The organism is Streptomyces sp. NPDC043867 (assembly GCF_056435845.1).
The window spans coordinates 16954-31314 of sequence record NZ_JBWKDS010000001.1 but is presented as its reverse complement, the minus strand read 5'-3'; the positions used below and the strand labels follow the sequence as shown (position 1 = coordinate 31314).

Annotated in this window: 19 protein-coding genes; all 19 read left to right on the top strand. The window is 60.0% G+C overall.

The window, feature by feature from the left end; genetic code table 11:
• The first annotated feature begins 1495 nt into the window (after positions 1-1495).
• The 19 genes from AC069T_RS00205 to AC069T_RS00115 all read left to right on the top strand — a co-directional run bounded on the left by AC069T_RS00205 (position 1496) and on the right by AC069T_RS00115 (position 14357).
• The gene (locus AC069T_RS00205) at positions 1496-2257 is read left to right on the top strand and encodes a RecB family exonuclease (RefSeq protein ID WP_478780569.1); all 762 of its coding nucleotides are present in this window, start codon (positions 1496-1498) and stop codon (positions 2255-2257) included.
• Positions 2258-2396: 139 nt separating this feature from the next.
• The gene (locus AC069T_RS00200) at positions 2397-3230 is read left to right on the top strand and encodes an AAA family ATPase (RefSeq protein WP_478780568.1); all 834 of its coding nucleotides are present in this window, start codon (positions 2397-2399) and stop codon (positions 3228-3230) included.
• A 13-nt stretch (positions 3231-3243) separates the two neighbouring features.
• Complete coding sequence (locus AC069T_RS00195) at positions 3244-3615, top strand: hypothetical protein (protein ID WP_478780567.1); 372 nt, start codon at positions 3244-3246, stop codon at positions 3613-3615.
• The gene (locus AC069T_RS00190; protein WP_478780566.1) at positions 3615-4052 is read left to right on the top strand and encodes an endonuclease VII domain-containing protein; all 438 of its coding nucleotides are present in this window, start codon (positions 3615-3617) and stop codon (positions 4050-4052) included. The genes AC069T_RS00195 and AC069T_RS00190 overlap by 1 nt, the downstream gene beginning before the upstream one ends.
• Complete coding sequence (locus tag AC069T_RS00185; protein WP_478780565.1) at positions 4045-4326, top strand: hypothetical protein; 282 nt, start codon at positions 4045-4047, stop codon at positions 4324-4326. Before AC069T_RS00190 ends, AC069T_RS00185 begins: the two co-directional genes overlap by 8 nt.
• A 49-nt stretch (positions 4327-4375) precedes the next feature.
• Positions 4376-4675 carry a hypothetical protein gene (locus AC069T_RS00180; protein WP_478780564.1) on the top strand — a complete coding sequence of 100 codons (300 nt, stop codon included), beginning with the start codon at positions 4376-4378 and terminating at the stop codon, positions 4673-4675.
• Positions 4676-4789: 114 nt separating this feature from the next.
• Positions 4790-5185 carry a CHC2 zinc finger domain-containing protein gene (locus AC069T_RS00175; protein ID WP_478780563.1) on the top strand — a complete coding sequence of 132 codons (396 nt, stop codon included), beginning with the start codon at positions 4790-4792 and terminating at the stop codon, positions 5183-5185.
• Entirely contained in the window at positions 5079-5720 is a 642-nt protein-coding gene (locus AC069T_RS00170; protein WP_478780562.1) for a topoisomerase, read from the top strand. The genes AC069T_RS00175 and AC069T_RS00170 overlap by 107 nt, the downstream gene beginning before the upstream one ends.
• A complete protein-coding gene (locus AC069T_RS00165; protein WP_478780561.1) occupies positions 5717-6124 on the top strand; it encodes a DUF3310 domain-containing protein in 408 nt (135 codons plus the stop codon). The genes AC069T_RS00170 and AC069T_RS00165 overlap by 4 nt, the downstream gene beginning before the upstream one ends.
• Entirely contained in the window at positions 6121-6537 is a 417-nt protein-coding gene (locus tag AC069T_RS00160; protein ID WP_478780560.1) for a hypothetical protein, read from the top strand. Before AC069T_RS00165 ends, AC069T_RS00160 begins: the two co-directional genes overlap by 4 nt.
• On the top strand, positions 6534-6800 hold the full coding sequence (locus AC069T_RS00155) for a hypothetical protein (RefSeq protein ID WP_478780559.1): 267 nt from the start codon (positions 6534-6536) through the stop codon (positions 6798-6800). Before AC069T_RS00160 ends, AC069T_RS00155 begins: the two co-directional genes overlap by 4 nt.
• The gene (locus tag AC069T_RS00150) at positions 6800-7189 is read left to right on the top strand and encodes a hypothetical protein (RefSeq protein WP_478780558.1); all 390 of its coding nucleotides are present in this window, start codon (positions 6800-6802) and stop codon (positions 7187-7189) included. The genes AC069T_RS00155 and AC069T_RS00150 overlap by 1 nt, the downstream gene beginning before the upstream one ends.
• A complete protein-coding gene (locus AC069T_RS00145; RefSeq protein ID WP_478780557.1) occupies positions 7186-7998 on the top strand; it encodes a metallophosphoesterase in 813 nt (270 codons plus the stop codon). Before AC069T_RS00150 ends, AC069T_RS00145 begins: the two co-directional genes overlap by 4 nt.
• The gene (locus AC069T_RS00140; RefSeq protein WP_478780556.1) at positions 7991-8542 is read left to right on the top strand and encodes a hypothetical protein; all 552 of its coding nucleotides are present in this window, start codon (positions 7991-7993) and stop codon (positions 8540-8542) included. The genes AC069T_RS00145 and AC069T_RS00140 overlap by 8 nt, the downstream gene beginning before the upstream one ends.
• Positions 8539-10539, top strand: coding sequence for a ribonucleoside-triphosphate reductase, adenosylcobalamin-dependent (nrdJ, locus tag AC069T_RS00135; RefSeq protein WP_478780555.1), 2001 nt, complete (start codon positions 8539-8541; stop codon positions 10537-10539). Before AC069T_RS00140 ends, nrdJ begins: the two co-directional genes overlap by 4 nt.
• 67 nt (positions 10540-10606) lie before the next feature.
• Positions 10607-11128, top strand: coding sequence for a hypothetical protein (locus AC069T_RS00130; RefSeq protein WP_478780554.1), 522 nt, complete (start codon positions 10607-10609; stop codon positions 11126-11128).
• 73 nt (positions 11129-11201) lie between these two features.
• Positions 11202-11909, top strand: coding sequence for an FAD-dependent thymidylate synthase (gene thyX / locus AC069T_RS00125; RefSeq protein ID WP_478780553.1), 708 nt, complete (start codon positions 11202-11204; stop codon positions 11907-11909).
• 237 nt (positions 11910-12146) lie between these two features.
• Positions 12147-12554, top strand: coding sequence for a hypothetical protein (locus AC069T_RS00120; protein ID WP_478780552.1), 408 nt, complete (start codon positions 12147-12149; stop codon positions 12552-12554).
• Positions 12555-12569: 15 nt separating this feature from the next.
• The gene (locus AC069T_RS00115) at positions 12570-14357 is read left to right on the top strand and encodes a DNA polymerase (protein ID WP_478780551.1); all 1788 of its coding nucleotides are present in this window, start codon (positions 12570-12572) and stop codon (positions 14355-14357) included.
• Positions 14358-14361 lie beyond the last annotated feature (4 nt).

Sequence of the window (14361 nt, the reverse complement as noted above, 5' to 3'; positions counted from 1 at the left end):
AGTTGAGGGTGACCCCGACGGCTTCTAGTCTGGCGCCGGGGTCACCGCCCTCCCGGCTCTCTGACCTGGGCCAGAGGCCAACAGGGAGACTCAACGGGAGGGAATACTTGACCGGTCCACGAGAATCAGGAGTGATTCATTCCGGTACTTAAGCAACTCTGTTGCGTTACTGAGTGTACGAACTGAGTGACTCAAGTGGTCGGTGGACAGTAGTGTTCTTGTCTTTTGCTCTCACTAAGTATGTACGTGTCCTGTAGAGGCATCCGGGACAGGTATGCCCCATACTGAGACCTGGATCACACACCCCGTTAAGGCGGTGTGTGGACGCGGCGTGGGCCGGTACCCTACGTACACTCTCCGCGCGTTGACCCCGCTGGAGGTCACTCAACTGCAAACGACTAGATCGGTGGATGGCATGCCGAGGAAGCGCACACTTCCTGACAATGCTGAGCTTCTTAAGCTCGAAGAGGCTGGATATAACCACGCTGAAATCGGGGCGATGTTCGGCGTCTCTCGGCAGGCTGTCACCAAGTTGTTTAACAATATGGGCGAGTATGCGCGCGGCCCTGTGCAGGCCATTACAGACGCTCTCCCTTGGGATATTGCCCATTACCCCTCCAAGGGGCGACTGAGGGATCAGGACGCCTATATCGGCCTCAGGGCCTTCCTCCGTCAGAGGCTCGGAGCGGAGGTGTCTCGGCGGTCTCAGGTGTCCCTCAGGGCGTTCCTCAACCATGTGGCCAACGGGGAAGTCTTGGAGCTGGACCCGGTCCACGGGGCCCGGTTCGTCCCCAGAGACCCCCTGAGAGACGGATCACTCGTCATCCGGTGGCCTGAGGATGTGCCTCAGGACGGTAGGACGGCTTTGTTCCACTTCAGCCCAGCTCAGGGGACTTCTCCCGCGAGCTAGCCCAGATCACGGCACACGAGGCCCCAGCGGTTGACCCGCTCGGGCCTTCTTTGGTTGTACGGGCACATGCCCGTTTCTGTGTGAGCTTGGTCACACCCACTTTCACATTTGCTTCACGTGACCAACCGCGTACTCTCGGACCACGAACGACCCTGTCGCACAGACGTTCGAAAGCAGCGGTACGGATCGGGGAGCGTGTGTGCTCATGGTGTTGGGGGCGGTGGCGAGTCGCTGGGGAACGCGCGCCGAGCTTCGGCGAGGGATGGGAGAAGCCAAGCCCGTCATGCGAGCAGACGTGTACTGCTCTGACTCGCTTCGCATCAAGCGAGTAGCGACGTTGACGGCTGGTACGTACTTCATCGTCACCGAGTCGGACGTTTTGTTCTCCGAGGACTACGACGCCATGCGACGGCTCGACGTCGAGCTTGGGGCCCCGTGGAGAAATCGGGTTGTGGAAACGGACTACTACGACCACCCTCACAGGTGGTTTCCGTTGTCCAACAGATTCCGGGTACAGCTAGTGCACCCGGAGTTTCGAACCGAGTGGGAGGGCCATTGACAGACAGGTTCGCAAAGGTTGCCACCATGACTCGCTCTGTGAGTCAGGTCGAGCAATATGAGAAGTGCCCGAAGCAGTACGAGCTACGAAGGATTCAGCGGGTCGTTCCTCGCCCGGCCGCCTGGTCTCACCAAGGAACCGCGTTCCATGCGGCCATCGAGGTGTATGAAGGGGGTGGGCGGAAGCTCACCGCGGATCAGGTGGCGAACGTGTACCACGTGGAATACGTGGCAGCCACCAAGCAGGCTCTAGCGGATGAGCCCAACCTGGACCGGTGGATGACCGCCGGCACCGATGGCCAGTCGGACATTGAGGGCCGGTACGAGCTGGGCATGTCTCAGACTCGGGCCTACGTCCTGTGGGCCGAGGAACACAAGCCCGTCATCTGGAAGGACAAGGACGGGCCAGGGATCGAAAAGCACTTGACGGCTGACCTTGGAGGTGTCACTGTCCAGGGCTACGTGGACCTGCTCGTGGACGAGCCTGACAACTCGGTCAAGGTGCGGGACCTCAAGACAGGCAGCACGAAGAGCAAGTTCCAGCTCCAGACGTACGGCGTCCTGGTGCGCAAGGTGCTGGGGGTGAAGGTCAACAGGGCAGATTGGTACATGGCGAAGACTGGTGGGCTCTCAAGGCCCGTGGACCTGACTACGGTCACCGAGGACGACGTTGCCGATCGGTTCGTGAGCATGGACCAGGCCGTCAAGGCTGGAGACTTCCCGGCACGGCCAGGCTTCCTCTGCCGCTTCTGTGACGTCTCCCATGCGTGTTCCGCGCGGCGAGGATGAAAAGCACTTGTAGGGGCAGGAGCCCCCGGCATATGCTGAAAGCAGATGGACGGGCCCCCAACGGGGCTTTTTTTGACCCTCATAAGTTGCCTGCTGTGAAGCAGGCGGCGACACTAGAGACGGAAAGGAAGGTGCGCCGTTGTTCTCTCTGACTCAGTCGGTAAGTATTCGAGGTGCGGCCGGGGAGCCGATCCCCAACACCTTCAAGTCTCTGAAGAGACTAGAGGTCGAGTTCCGCAGGTCGGAGCTATCCCTTGTTGTTGCCGGCCCCGGCACGGGAAAGAGCCTCTTTGCTCTCTTCCTGGCCGTAACGGCTAACGTCCCGGTCCTCTACTTCTCCGCCGACTCCAGTGCAGCAACTCAGGTGGCGCGTGCAACGGCGATGATCACCGGGGAGGACGTCAAAGGGGTCAAGGAGTCGCTCCTTGAGGGTGACTTCTCGGAGTATGAAGGGGCCCTAGGGAAGCGCTGGTGGTCTCGCTTCAACTTCTCGGCTCGACCTTCCCAAAAGGAGATCGAGACGTACCTCCTGTGCTATCTAGAAGTCTACGGATGCACTCCGCACTTGATCGTGGTGGACAACATCACGAATGTGGACACGGGGTCCGTGGGTGACGCGGAGAGCTATACCTTCGGCCTTGAGGGGCTGTGTGAATACCTCTCCGAGATGGCTCGGGAAACGAGTGCTCATGTGCTAGGACTGCACCACGTCACGGGTGAGCATTCGGACGGGTTGAGCCCAATCCCGCTGAGCGGTGTAAAGGGCAAGGTGCACAGGGTGCCGTCACTCATCATCACACTTCACAAAGAAGTTGACGGCATGAATAGCCGCATCATCAATGCGTCACCGGTCAAGAACCGCGAGGGATTTGAGGACTCCTCTGGGGGGACCTACGCAAGCTTCCGGCTCAACCGCTCAAATCTGCGGTTGGAGGAGCTTGACGAGGAGCTTCCCATGTCTCTTGCTGGCTAATAAGTTGCCTACTGTGAACGAAGGGCGTACGGTCAAAATGGAAAGCACGGCAGCGGTGAAGGAAGTTCGGGGCGGGTTCACGGCGGAGCGAGAGTTCGGCTTCGCGCTGGCCGCTCGCTTCAAAGATCTCGACCTGACTGGGGTGGACACCGAGGGCGTTGCCCTGGTGGTGGAGATCGACAACGTGAGGCGTCTGAACCTCTACCAGCTTTCCCGAGTTCTGATCGGTGCGGCCAAGGGGGGCGTCAAGACGGCCGTAATCGAGTTCCCTGGTCGGAAGATGGCAACGGCGATCCCGTTGTTCAATCTCTTCGCCCTGGTGGACGAGAACGCCCGTCTCAAGGAAATGCGCAAGCTGGAGGCAGCCATAAGGGCTGGGGTGTAATGGCCGAACCTCGCAAGGGGTTTCGGGAGTGCGCGAAGTGCGGGAAGAACAGATCTGAGAGGTTCTACACCTCCTCTCGGGGGAAGGTCTGTTCTTCCTGTCGCAAAACCTCCCGCCGGCAGGCAGCACGAAATACGCGCATCCAAGCAACCTACGGGCTATCAGCCGAGGACTACCAACGCCTCTTTGAAGCCCAGGGCGGCAAGTGCGCTATCTGCCGAGAGGCCCGTAAAACCAATCTGGCCGTGGACCACTGTCATAAGACAGAGGCGGTTCGCGGCCTTCTTTGTGCCCGCTGCAACTCGCAGCTCCTAGCGCGGGGGGCTAGGGACCGCCCAGAGGTGCTAAGGCGGGCCGCCGATTACCTAGAGGACTATCCAGCCTGGAAAGTTCTCGGACCTCGCTACACAACCAACAAGGGGAACGGAAATGGCTAAGGCCGCTCGTACCACTATCGAGAAGACCGTCACCGAGAAGAAGAAGGTGCCGGTGGTCACTCTGACCCTCTCCCAGGAGGAGGCAGAAGCGCTGATGGCGCTGACCGGAAACCTCATAGGGGACAGTCACAAGTCCCCGCGGCAGTACACCGATGCCGTCTACTACGCGCTCGATGACGCAGGCGTGAGCACCCTCGGAAATCCGTTCCTCAAGCAGATGTCGGGGAGCCTGCGTTGGCTCAACGAGCCCCGGACCCCGTCCTACCGCTTCTGATCTCCACAGCGCACCCAACACGCATTCCTAAAACTCGAAGGAAGTCACAATGGCTAAGGCCACGCGTACTACGTTCTCCCAGGAAGTCAAGCGAGTGGAGAAGGTTCCGGGTATCACCCTGACCATCACATTCGAGGAAGCGGAAACCCTCATCGCGGTCGGCGCAAAGATCAGCGGAGACAAGGAAACCACCCACCGAAAGCACTACGAGGCCGTTGTTTCGGCGCTCAAGCAGGCAGGGGCCCGTGACTTCACTGCGAACCACCACCCCTTCCAGAACATCCACCCCGGCTCGTACCTCTCCTTCCAAGAGAAGAAGGAGCCGTACCGGTGGGGCATCACGTTCTGATGAGCGACCACACGGGATCTGACCCGTCTTACTCGCGGCAGTGGCGCGGCAACCACCACACGTGGCAGTCCGCTGCCCGGCGGTACGACTTCCCGGTGACCGTAAGGCGAATCGGTGAACAGAAGCAGCCCGCCGAAGCCAGCAATCGCTAGCGTTCTGGCGCACTTTTACGGGCTGGATGTGTCAGCAACGAGGGGACGACAGAAAGTCTGTTGTCCCCTCCATGCTGACGAGAACCCTTCAGCCTCCGTCGATGTTGACGGGAACCGATGGAACTGCTTCGTATGCAACCTCAGCGAAGACAGTTGGGCGGTAATCATGAGGGAGAGGAGTTGTGGCTTCCTTGAAGCCCAAGAATTCGCATGTGCCGAATTCGGCGGAGATAGCCAAGCAGTATCACCAGATGTACCGGGGGAGCCCGGCCGAGGAGTACGTAACGGCTCGGGGCCTCGGAGAGGTAGCAACAAGGTTCGGTCTGGGATACGTCCATTCGGCTCAACCTGGTCATGAGCGGTACTCGGGAAGCCTCTGTCTCCCCTACCTCCGTCCTGCGGGCGGCGAAGACGGAGTGGCCACCTGCCGCTTCAGATGCATTGCCGACGAATGCGTTAAGGATGCTGACGGCTCGTACCTATTCCTGAGTGGACAGAAGGAACGGCACTCGGAGATGCATCCGAAGTCCGGGAAGTACATGAGCCTTCCCGGAGACCCACCGCGGCTGTTCAACACGAACGCCCTGATTGAGCCCAGCAGCGCCCTTGTGGTCGTTGAAGGCGAGTTCGACACGATGGCCTGGGCAGTCGCCGGCATCGCCTGTGTAGGGGCCCCTGGTACTGGCTCCTGGCGTGATTACTGGACTCCTGCCCTCTTCGGATACGAAGTCGTCTACCTCATAGCTGAGGACGGTCCTGGACTCACCTTCATGGACGAGCTAGCGGGCCATCTGCCCAACGGCAAGGTGATCCAGATGCCAAACAATCGGGACTCTAACGCGACGCTCATTGAAGGCGGGCGTGCTGCTCTCTTGGAACGGATCGGGATGTGAAAGTCAACGACAAGGTTGTTATCACGGCGGGAGAATATTCGGGGAAGCGTGGCCGCGTTGCGAGTGTCAAGTCCCCCGAGTCTTGCCAGTACCCCTACTACGTGAAGGTGTACGGCTCCGTCATTCGGTACCTCTGGTTCAAGGCGGACGAAATCAGATCGGACATTGTGAACAGCGATCCCCTCGGAAAAACCGATTCGGTTAACCACCCGAGCCATTACACATGGCTACCGAACGGGCTAGAGGTTATCGACCTCACAGAGCACATGAACTTCAACCGAGGCAACGCCGTGAAGTACGTAGCTCGGGCCGGACGGAAGTCCAAGGCAACGGAGCTGGAAGACCTCAAGAAGGCCCGTTGGTACATCGACCGGGAGATATCCCGAATGGAGAACGTCAAGTGAGCTTCACCCTGACTGACGAGCAGGTTGTTTCCACCCTTCACGCTGTCGTGGCCGAGAGCCCTGAGAAGGTCTACAAGGCTCCGGCCAGCATGCGGGACGGGGCTGGTGGCACGTCCTGCTTCTACGTCCACCAGGACGAGAGCGGCACCGAAGAGCCGGGCTGCGTCATCGGTACCGTCCTTCACCGCCTGGGCGTTCCGCTCGAAGCCCTGAAGAAGGCGGAAGGACTGGCGGCCGGTTCGGCGCTCCGTGCGGCAGGCGTGGAGGGCCTGAGCTACAACGCAGCGGGCTTCCTGCGCTCCGTGCAGTTCTTCCAGGACACGGGCCTTCCCTGGGGCCAGGCCCTCAAGGCAGGCACTAAGCAGTACGAGCAGTTCCACGACGCTCCCGCCCCTCTCCTGGGGGCCGTGTGAAGCGCATCGGCATCGCTCTAGGGGCAGCACTCGCGGCCCTTTCTCTTTCCGCCTGTTCTTCCACGACCGAGGGCTTCAATGACGCTCCGGTCGAGTACAAGAATGACGGCCCTGCACGAATTCACTCCATGCCAGACGGCTTCGCCAACTTCGCGGATAAGTGCGACGGCTTCGGCCACCGCGTGTTCACCACCAGGGGCGGCGAGGCCGGAAAGGCTATCGCCGTCATCGCAGATCCGAAGTGCTTCAAGAAGGGGAACTAATGACCACCGCTGTTGAGACTCGGATCACGGACGAGGCCCTCTCTTCAACGCTGCGTGAAGTCGTGGCAGAGCGACCCGAGTACGTCTATTCGTCCCCCAAGCACATGGGAGACACCGACGAAAGCGGATCGTGCTTCTACGTCCACACCGACGAGGACGGCTCCCCGGTCGGTGCCGGCTGCGCTATCGGGGTGGTGCTTCACCGCCTCGGGGTGCCTCTTGAGGAGCTGCGGAAGAGCGAGGGAAACGCGGCCTACTCGCTGATCCGGAAGCTTGTTCCCGGCGTTGGGAACAAGGTGCTCACGCACCTCAACGACATGCAGATGAACCAGGACCAAGGCGACTCGTGGGGACTGGCTTACGCGAAGGCCACGGGTGAGACCATTTGAAGCGAATAGTCGTCATCTCGGATCTTCAGGTTCCGTACCACGATCCGAAGGCCCTCAACAACCTGATCGGGTTCATCGGGGATTATCAGCCGGATGAGCTATACCAGATCGGTGACCTGAACGATTACGAAACGCCCTCACGCTGGAATGAGGGCACCCGGTACGAGTACCGGCAGCAAGTCAGAAGCGATTCGGACGTCACGAAGAAGCGAGTCCTGGAGCCGATCCGGGCCGTCTATGACGGTCCTTTCGGAATCCTGGAAGGCAACCACGACCTTCGTCCTCGTACTTACCTCAGCGCCAAGGCCCCAGCCCTGGCCGAGTACGCCGATGACTTCCATTTCTCCAAGCTCCTGGAGTTCGACGCCTTCGGCATCGACCTCACTCCGCCGTTCCACAAGGTAGGGCCGGACACGGCCCTTATCCACGGCCATGAGATCAAGGGGCTTTCCTCCATCGCCGGCACGACTGCCTACGGGCATGCCAGCAAGGCAACGACCAACCTCGTGATGGGGCATACCCATCGACTTGGTATCCGTCGCCACGGTCCATCGCATCTTGGGGGAATGCGCTGGGGGTTTGAAGTGGGCCACATGATGGACCCACGCAAGGCTCAGTATTTGGGGCCTGGAGCGGTAGCCAACTGGCAAGCAGGCTTCGGAATCCTGTACGTGGGAGACCACGAGGTTTCGCCGGTTGCCATCGACATTCGACGGGACGCCTCTTTCGTTGTTGAGGGAGTCCGGTACGGAAAGCTTGTAAGGGGCGCCGGGGGGCGCTTCGCAAAAAGGGGGACACCACGTGACTGAGATTGACTGGGCTCACGTGGCAGATATCGCGGACAAGACGGCCCGGTCCATCTCCTCAGCCTGGAGCGTGGTGGAGAAGGACGACGTCAAGCAAGCAATTCTGCTGCATGCCTATGAGCGCCGAACGCTCATTGAGAAGCACTACGAAGACGGCTTCCTGTGGCAGTTCTGCAAGAAGGCAGGCACGCAGTACGCCTCAAAGGAGCGTGATGCGCGCGACGTTGAAGATGGGCGGTACTACTACACCCCCGAGGAAGCAAAACTGGCGCTGGCCACCTTCGTTTACAGCGACGAAGAGCTAGGACAGATGCTCGGCAAGCGGGATGACCTCCTTGCCTGCCGAGTCACTGACAACCTCGTCTCTGCCCGCCTTGACGCAACTATCGCGCTCAACCGGCTTCCCAAGAATCAGCGGGAAATCCTGATGCGCCGATACGTCTTCGGTCTTCCTGCCAAGGACGACACGGAGCGTAGGGCAAGCAACCGCGGGCTCGATGCCCTGGCCCGTCAGATGAACCGAGACCTACGAAAGGTGAGTGCATGACTTCATTCCCAACCGAGACGGCCAGGACCGTCTACGAGCGCACCTATAGCCGAGTCAAGCCCTCGGGAGAGCCCGAGACTTGGGGGGAGACCGTTGCGCGGGTAGTCGACGGCAACCTTGCTCTCGTACCTGAGCGGTACGTGGAGCCCGGCGAGCGAGCCGCGTTGCTCGACCTGATCGGCAACTTTGAAGTCCTGCCGGCGGGACGACACCTCAAGTCCAGCGGGGTCGCTGACTTTGCCCTGAACAACTGTTGGGCAAGCGGCTGGAATCCGGAGGCCCCAGAGGAGCACTTCACGTTCAGCCTGTTGCGGCTGGCCGAGGGCGGAGGCGTGGGAGCTAACTACAGCTCCCGCTACTTCGAGGGCTTCCCCGAGCTGGTCATACCGGTAGACGTCCACATCGTGTGTGACCCGGACCATGCTGACTACCTCGACCTCGTTGAGGCCGGACTGATCAGCACTGAGTACAGCCACGAGTGGGCTGGGGCCTATCAGGTCCAGGACAGCCGTGAGGGCTGGGCTGAGGCCCTCGGGGACCTCATACGTACTGCACACGACCCAACGACGCGTCACGCAGCTCGTGTGTACGACGTGAGCCGAGTACGGGCCAAGGGAACGGCTCTCAAGAGCTTTGGGGGCACGGCCAGCGGCCCCCAGCCCTTCGGCGCGATGCTCAAGGCGGTGGGCCTGGTGCTCAAGGACGGGCACGGCAGGTCGTTGCACGGTATCGACGCCATGCGCATTGATCACGAGGTTGCTCAATGCATCGTCTCTGGGGGTGTCCGTCGATCTGCCCGCATGTCGATCATGCATTGGCGTGACCCGCTGATCTGGACCTTCATGCGGATCAAATCGGAGGGGGGACACTGGACGACCAACATCAGTGTGGAGATTGATGACGACTTCATTGATCTTCTGCACAAGATGTCGAGTCCGTCTATGCCTATCCTCCGGGAAATCGCGGCGGGCATGCTGCGAAATGGAGAACCGGGAATCTGGAACTCGTCCCTGAGTTCCGTTGGAGAGGTTGACGGGGTCTACACAACCAACCCGTGTGGCGAAGCTCTTTTGCTCCCTGCCGAACCGTGCAACTTGGGATCGGTAAACCTTGGGGCCTTCGTTGACGAAGGCGGAGTGGTTGACTGGGAGGGGCTGACCAAGGCGCACAGGTACCTCACTCGGTATCTGATCCGTGCGACATTCGCCAAGGTGGCAGATCCGAAGTCGGCGGAGGCTATCGCCAAGTACAGGCGAATTGGGGTGGGGCATCTCGGGTTCGCTGACTTCCTTGTGAAGCTTGGGATCAAGTATTCAGAAGCAGGAAAGTCGTCTAGCGTTGGATGGGATCTGTCGGACCTCGCATATGTGGTTGACAAGGCTGCGGCCGAGTATGCCAACCTCTTGCGTATCCCGGTGCCGATCAAGACTCGGGTGATTGCCCCTACCGGAACAATCTCCAAGTTGGCCGGCAGCAGCGGAGAAGCGGTGCATGCCCCCTTCGCGGGCTACTTCCTGCGGCGAATCAGGTTCAGCAACCTGGAGCCCGCAGAAAAGGCCAAAGTCGAGGAGTACCGGAAGAGCGGGTATCACGTCGAGCCGGACAAGCGCGCGGCCAATACCAGCGTGGTAACCATCCCTACGAAGGACCCTCTTGTGGACGTCAAGGGGGACGTGTTCGAGCATGCCGGCGATCTTTCCCTTACGGACATGCTGAACGTTCAGGCGCTATACCAGAAGCATTGGGCAGATCAGGCAGTGTCCTACACGGTGAACGTCAACCCCGAGAAGTATTCGGTTGACGATCTCGTTGAGGCTCTGATTCCTTTTCTTCCGAAGCTCAAGGGAACGACGGTCTTTCCGGAGCTTTCCTTTGAGCAACCGCCTTACCAGCGAATCACGAAGGAAGAGTACGAGGAGCTTGCGGCAGCCGTAGGCATCGAGACCTCTGACACCTCGTACGACGAGATATGTGCTTCGGGTGCCTGCCCGATCTAGGGGCTTCTTTTTTGGCCCATAAGTTGCCTGCTGTGACACGGGCATTCATACAACACGGAGAGAGCTTATGAGCTTCCCGAATCCGTTCGATGGCGCGTCCCCCTGGGGCGAACCGGAAACCCCAAAGGAGATCAAGCCTATGACCGATGCTGTTGCCGCTGTTGCCCCGAACCCCTTCAAGATCGGCATCACCCTCAAGGCTGCTGCTGGCTATGACGCGGAATGGCTCACGCCGACCGTGTTCGGTGCCACCGCAGACGAGACCGCCAAGCGCGTGCGGGAGCTGGTCCAGGCCCTCGCGGACAACGGCGTTATCGAGCTGGTGAGTTCGGCCGCCGTGAAGATGCGCGACACGCACCAGCCCTCCGCCGGCAAGGGCGGCAACTCGGCTCCCAAGACCTTCTCGGGCGGCAAGGTCCAGAACGCGGCCCCTGCGGCTGCGGCACCTGCGGGGGACTCCTGCCCGCACGGCCGAACCCTGCGGGAGGGCCAGGGGGCCAAGGGAGCTTGGGCGGCCCTGTTCTGCAACGCCCCGAAGGGCTCCAACTGTGACCCGCTGTGGCGACAGAAGGACGGCTCTTTCTCGTAAGGGCTGACGGCTTTACGTAGGCACCCAAGGGGGGCCGGGGATTCCTCGGCCCCCTTTCCTTTGGAGTCATGCAATGACAGACATCAAACTCAGGTCCGACGTGACCGTGAAGCTGGTCAATATCTCGGCCACCGACGCAATGGTTGCCAAGGCTGCGCGAGTCTCGACCATCGGCAAGGAATCCGCGGCTGACAACTTGCCTACTGAGGGGCTCATCAACTTCCTGATGCGGGACAGGCACGGGAGCCCCTTCGAGCACACGTCATACACCTTCCTGGTTGAAGCCCCGGTGTTCGTGGCGCGAGAGCACATGAGGCACAGATCCGGGTGGAGCTACAACGAGGAATCCGGAAGATACAAGGAACTTGAAGGCGTCTTCTATCAGCCTGCGCCGGAAAGGAACCTGGTTCAGATCGGCAAGGCGGGAGCCTATCGGTTCGAACCGGGTACCGACGCACAGAAGCATGTGGTCGAACGCGACTTCTACTCAGCCTATGCCTGGGCCTTCCAGCACTACACAGGAATGCTCAACCGGGGGATAGCCCGAGAAGTCGCCAGGATGGTTCTCCCGGTCGGCATCTTCACGTCGTACTACACGACGTGCAATGCGCGATCCCTCATGCACTTCTTGAGCCTCCGAACAATTTCCGAGGATGCTCGCTTCCCCTCGTTCCCTCAGAGGGAAATAGAGATGGTTGCAGAGAAGATGGAGCGAGAGTTTCGGGAATCCATGCCTCACACCCATGCCGCCTTCATCAAGCACGGCCGAGTAGCGCCGTAAAGGGGGTACGGGGGGATTCGAAAACTACTTGACCTCTACTGCTGCCAGGGGGGAGCAAGTAAGGGGTACCGCGACGCGGGCTTTGAGGTGATGGGCGTTGACATCGTCCCACAGCCGAGATACCCGTACGAATTCCTGAGGGCCGAAGCGATTCAGTTCCTTCTCACCTATGGGCACCGATTCGACTTCATACACGCCTCACCCCCATGTCAGCTCTACAGCAAAACACAGCGGATCATGCAGAACGAACACCCGGATCTCTTGGGGCCAACGCGGGACGCGCTTAATGCCGTGGGGGTTCCTTGGGTGATCGAGAACGTCATGGGGGCTGCCGACCAGATGCATAATCCAGTGCTTTTGTGCGGCGCACACTTCGGCCTCAACACATACCGACACCGTCTCTTTGAATCCGGCGGATGGGAACTGCCTCCACCGGATCACCCAAAACACGAGAGACGACAAACCAAGATGGGCCGCCGACGAAAGCCCGGAGAGATGGGCATCTACGTAGGCAACTTCATTGGGGTGGATGACGCCAAGGAAGACATGGGCGTCAAGTGGATGTCGCGCGAGGGAATCCGCGAATGCATCCCGCCTGCCTATGCGGAGTACGTAGGCACGGCATTCCTTGAACAACACAGTTAGGGGGGAGGTTCCTTGTTGCATCTCGCATACCGGTTGAAGGGTCAGCCCGTTTCCATTCGGGTTGTCGAGAATGAAAGGGACCTCTCCGAGTTCGAGGAGTTCGTCTCTCGGCATCAGATCCTTGGTTTCGACACCGAGACGACAGGGCTCGACTGGTGGGCTGCTGACTTCAGGTGCCGGCTGGCTCAGTTCGGCACTGGGGCAGAGACGTGGGTCATCCCCGTAGAGAAGGGCCCTGCCTTCGCTGCGGTCGTCCGGTGGGCTCTGAGGCGCCTTGAGTGGCTCGTTGCCCACAACGGCACCTTTGACCTCCACGTGGTCGAGCAGACGCTTGGAATCCCCATGGAGGAGCTTGCTCCGAAGATGTGGGACACGCGGCTACTGGCCCATCTCGTTGACCCGCGAGCAGTCAAGGAGCGTGGACCGGGCCTCAAGCTCGAAGAACTCACGAAGTTCTACATCTGCGAGAAGACTGCCGAAGAGGTGAAGGGCTCCATTCGGGAGCTTGCCAAGAAGTACAAGACGACGAAGGAGAAGATATGGAAGCTGGTTGATCTGTGTGACTCGGATTTCTTGCTCTATGCGGGCATGGACCCGGCTCTTGCATATCGGCTCTTCCAGATCCTCTATCGCCTTGTGCCAGCACGTTCCAAGTCTCAGGGGCTCATCGGCTGGGAACATCAACTAGCCCATGTAACGGCGAAGATGGAGCGTACGGGGTATCTGCTTGATGTTGAGTACGCCGAGATGCGGTGTTCGGAACTCTCAGCGGAACAGCAGCGGTGGGAACTCGTTGCCAAGACGTTTGGCGTCGAGAACGTCAACAGCAATCAGCAGCTAATTGACGTATTCACCGACCTCGGGGTGAAACTCACCAAGCGGACGGTCAAGGGCAACCTTTCGATTGACGACGACGTTCTATCGGGTATCGACCACCCGCTAGCCAGCGCTGTTGTCCAGGCGAAGAAGTCCGGCAAATGGCGTAAGACGTGGTTTGAGCGGGCCCTTAATGGCCGGGACTCAAATGATCGGGTGCATGCGAGCATAAACTCACTCCTGGCGCGAACGTCGAGGATGTCAATTTCCGGGAGCATTCCGGCACAGACGTTCCCTGCCGGGGACGGCTACGTCCGGCACATGTTCCTTGCCGATGAGGGGCACGTCTCGTGTTCCATCGACTTCGGCAACATGGAGTTGCGTTATCTCGCTGCGTTCTCTCGTGACCCAACGATGTTGAACGCCTTCCTTAACGGCCTGGACCTGCACCAGATAACCGCTGACGCTGCGGACGTTGACCGCAAGGTCGGGAAGATGGCCAACTTCCTAACGGTCTATGGGGGCGGTTGGGCCGCTCTCATGGAACAGGCGCACGTGGATGAGGCCACGGCAAGGAAGGTGCTGGAGGCCTTCGCTCGGACGTATCCGGGCGTTGGTGCCTTCGGAAAGCGCCTGGCGGATGAGGCGAAGCGAACAGGCTTCGTCTACACCGCGACTGGAAGGCGCCTGCCCGTTGACCCCGGCAAGTGGTTCAGGGCGCTCAATTATTACGTACAGGGTGGTTCTCGGGATGTGACGGCTAGGGCCTTGCTCGAACTCGACAAGGCGGGCTTCGGGCCGTACATGAGGCTTCCTATCCATGACGAGATCGTTTTCTCGTTCCCGGAGAAGGAAGCACCGGAGATGGCACGTGAGGCAGCACGGCTTATGGAGTTCCCTGTTCAAGGTCTCCTCATTCCGGCTGATGCGGAAATCGGTGGACGTTCCTGGGGCAGCGTGCTGGAACTGGAACAGAGCAAGCACTAAGAGA

Excerpts from the sequence above, each read along its gene's own strand:
- AC069T_RS00205 (WP_478780569.1), top strand. The coding sequence starts at position 1,496 with ATGACTCGCTCTGTGAGTCAGGTCGAGCAATATGAGAAGTGCCCGAAG.
- AC069T_RS00190 (WP_478780566.1), top strand. The coding sequence starts at position 3,615 with ATGGCCGAACCTCGCAAGGGGTTTCGGGAGTGCGCGAAGTGCGGGAAG.
- AC069T_RS00185 (WP_478780565.1), top strand. The coding sequence starts at position 4,045 with ATGGCTAAGGCCGCTCGTACCACTATCGAGAAGACCGTCACCGAGAAG.
- AC069T_RS00180 (WP_478780564.1), top strand. The coding sequence starts at position 4,376 with ATGGCTAAGGCCACGCGTACTACGTTCTCCCAGGAAGTCAAGCGAGTG.
- AC069T_RS00170 (WP_478780562.1), top strand. The coding sequence starts at position 5,079 with ATGTACCGGGGGAGCCCGGCCGAGGAGTACGTAACGGCTCGGGGCCTC.
- AC069T_RS00150 (WP_478780558.1), top strand. The coding sequence starts at position 6,800 with ATGACCACCGCTGTTGAGACTCGGATCACGGACGAGGCCCTCTCTTCA.
- nrdJ (WP_478780555.1), top strand. The coding sequence starts at position 8,539 with ATGACTTCATTCCCAACCGAGACGGCCAGGACCGTCTACGAGCGCACC.
- AC069T_RS00130 (WP_478780554.1), top strand. The coding sequence starts at position 10,607 with ATGAGCTTCCCGAATCCGTTCGATGGCGCGTCCCCCTGGGGCGAACCG.
- thyX (WP_478780553.1), top strand. The coding sequence starts at position 11,202 with ATGACAGACATCAAACTCAGGTCCGACGTGACCGTGAAGCTGGTCAAT.
- AC069T_RS00120 (WP_478780552.1), top strand. The coding sequence starts at position 12,147 with ATGCAGAACGAACACCCGGATCTCTTGGGGCCAACGCGGGACGCGCTT.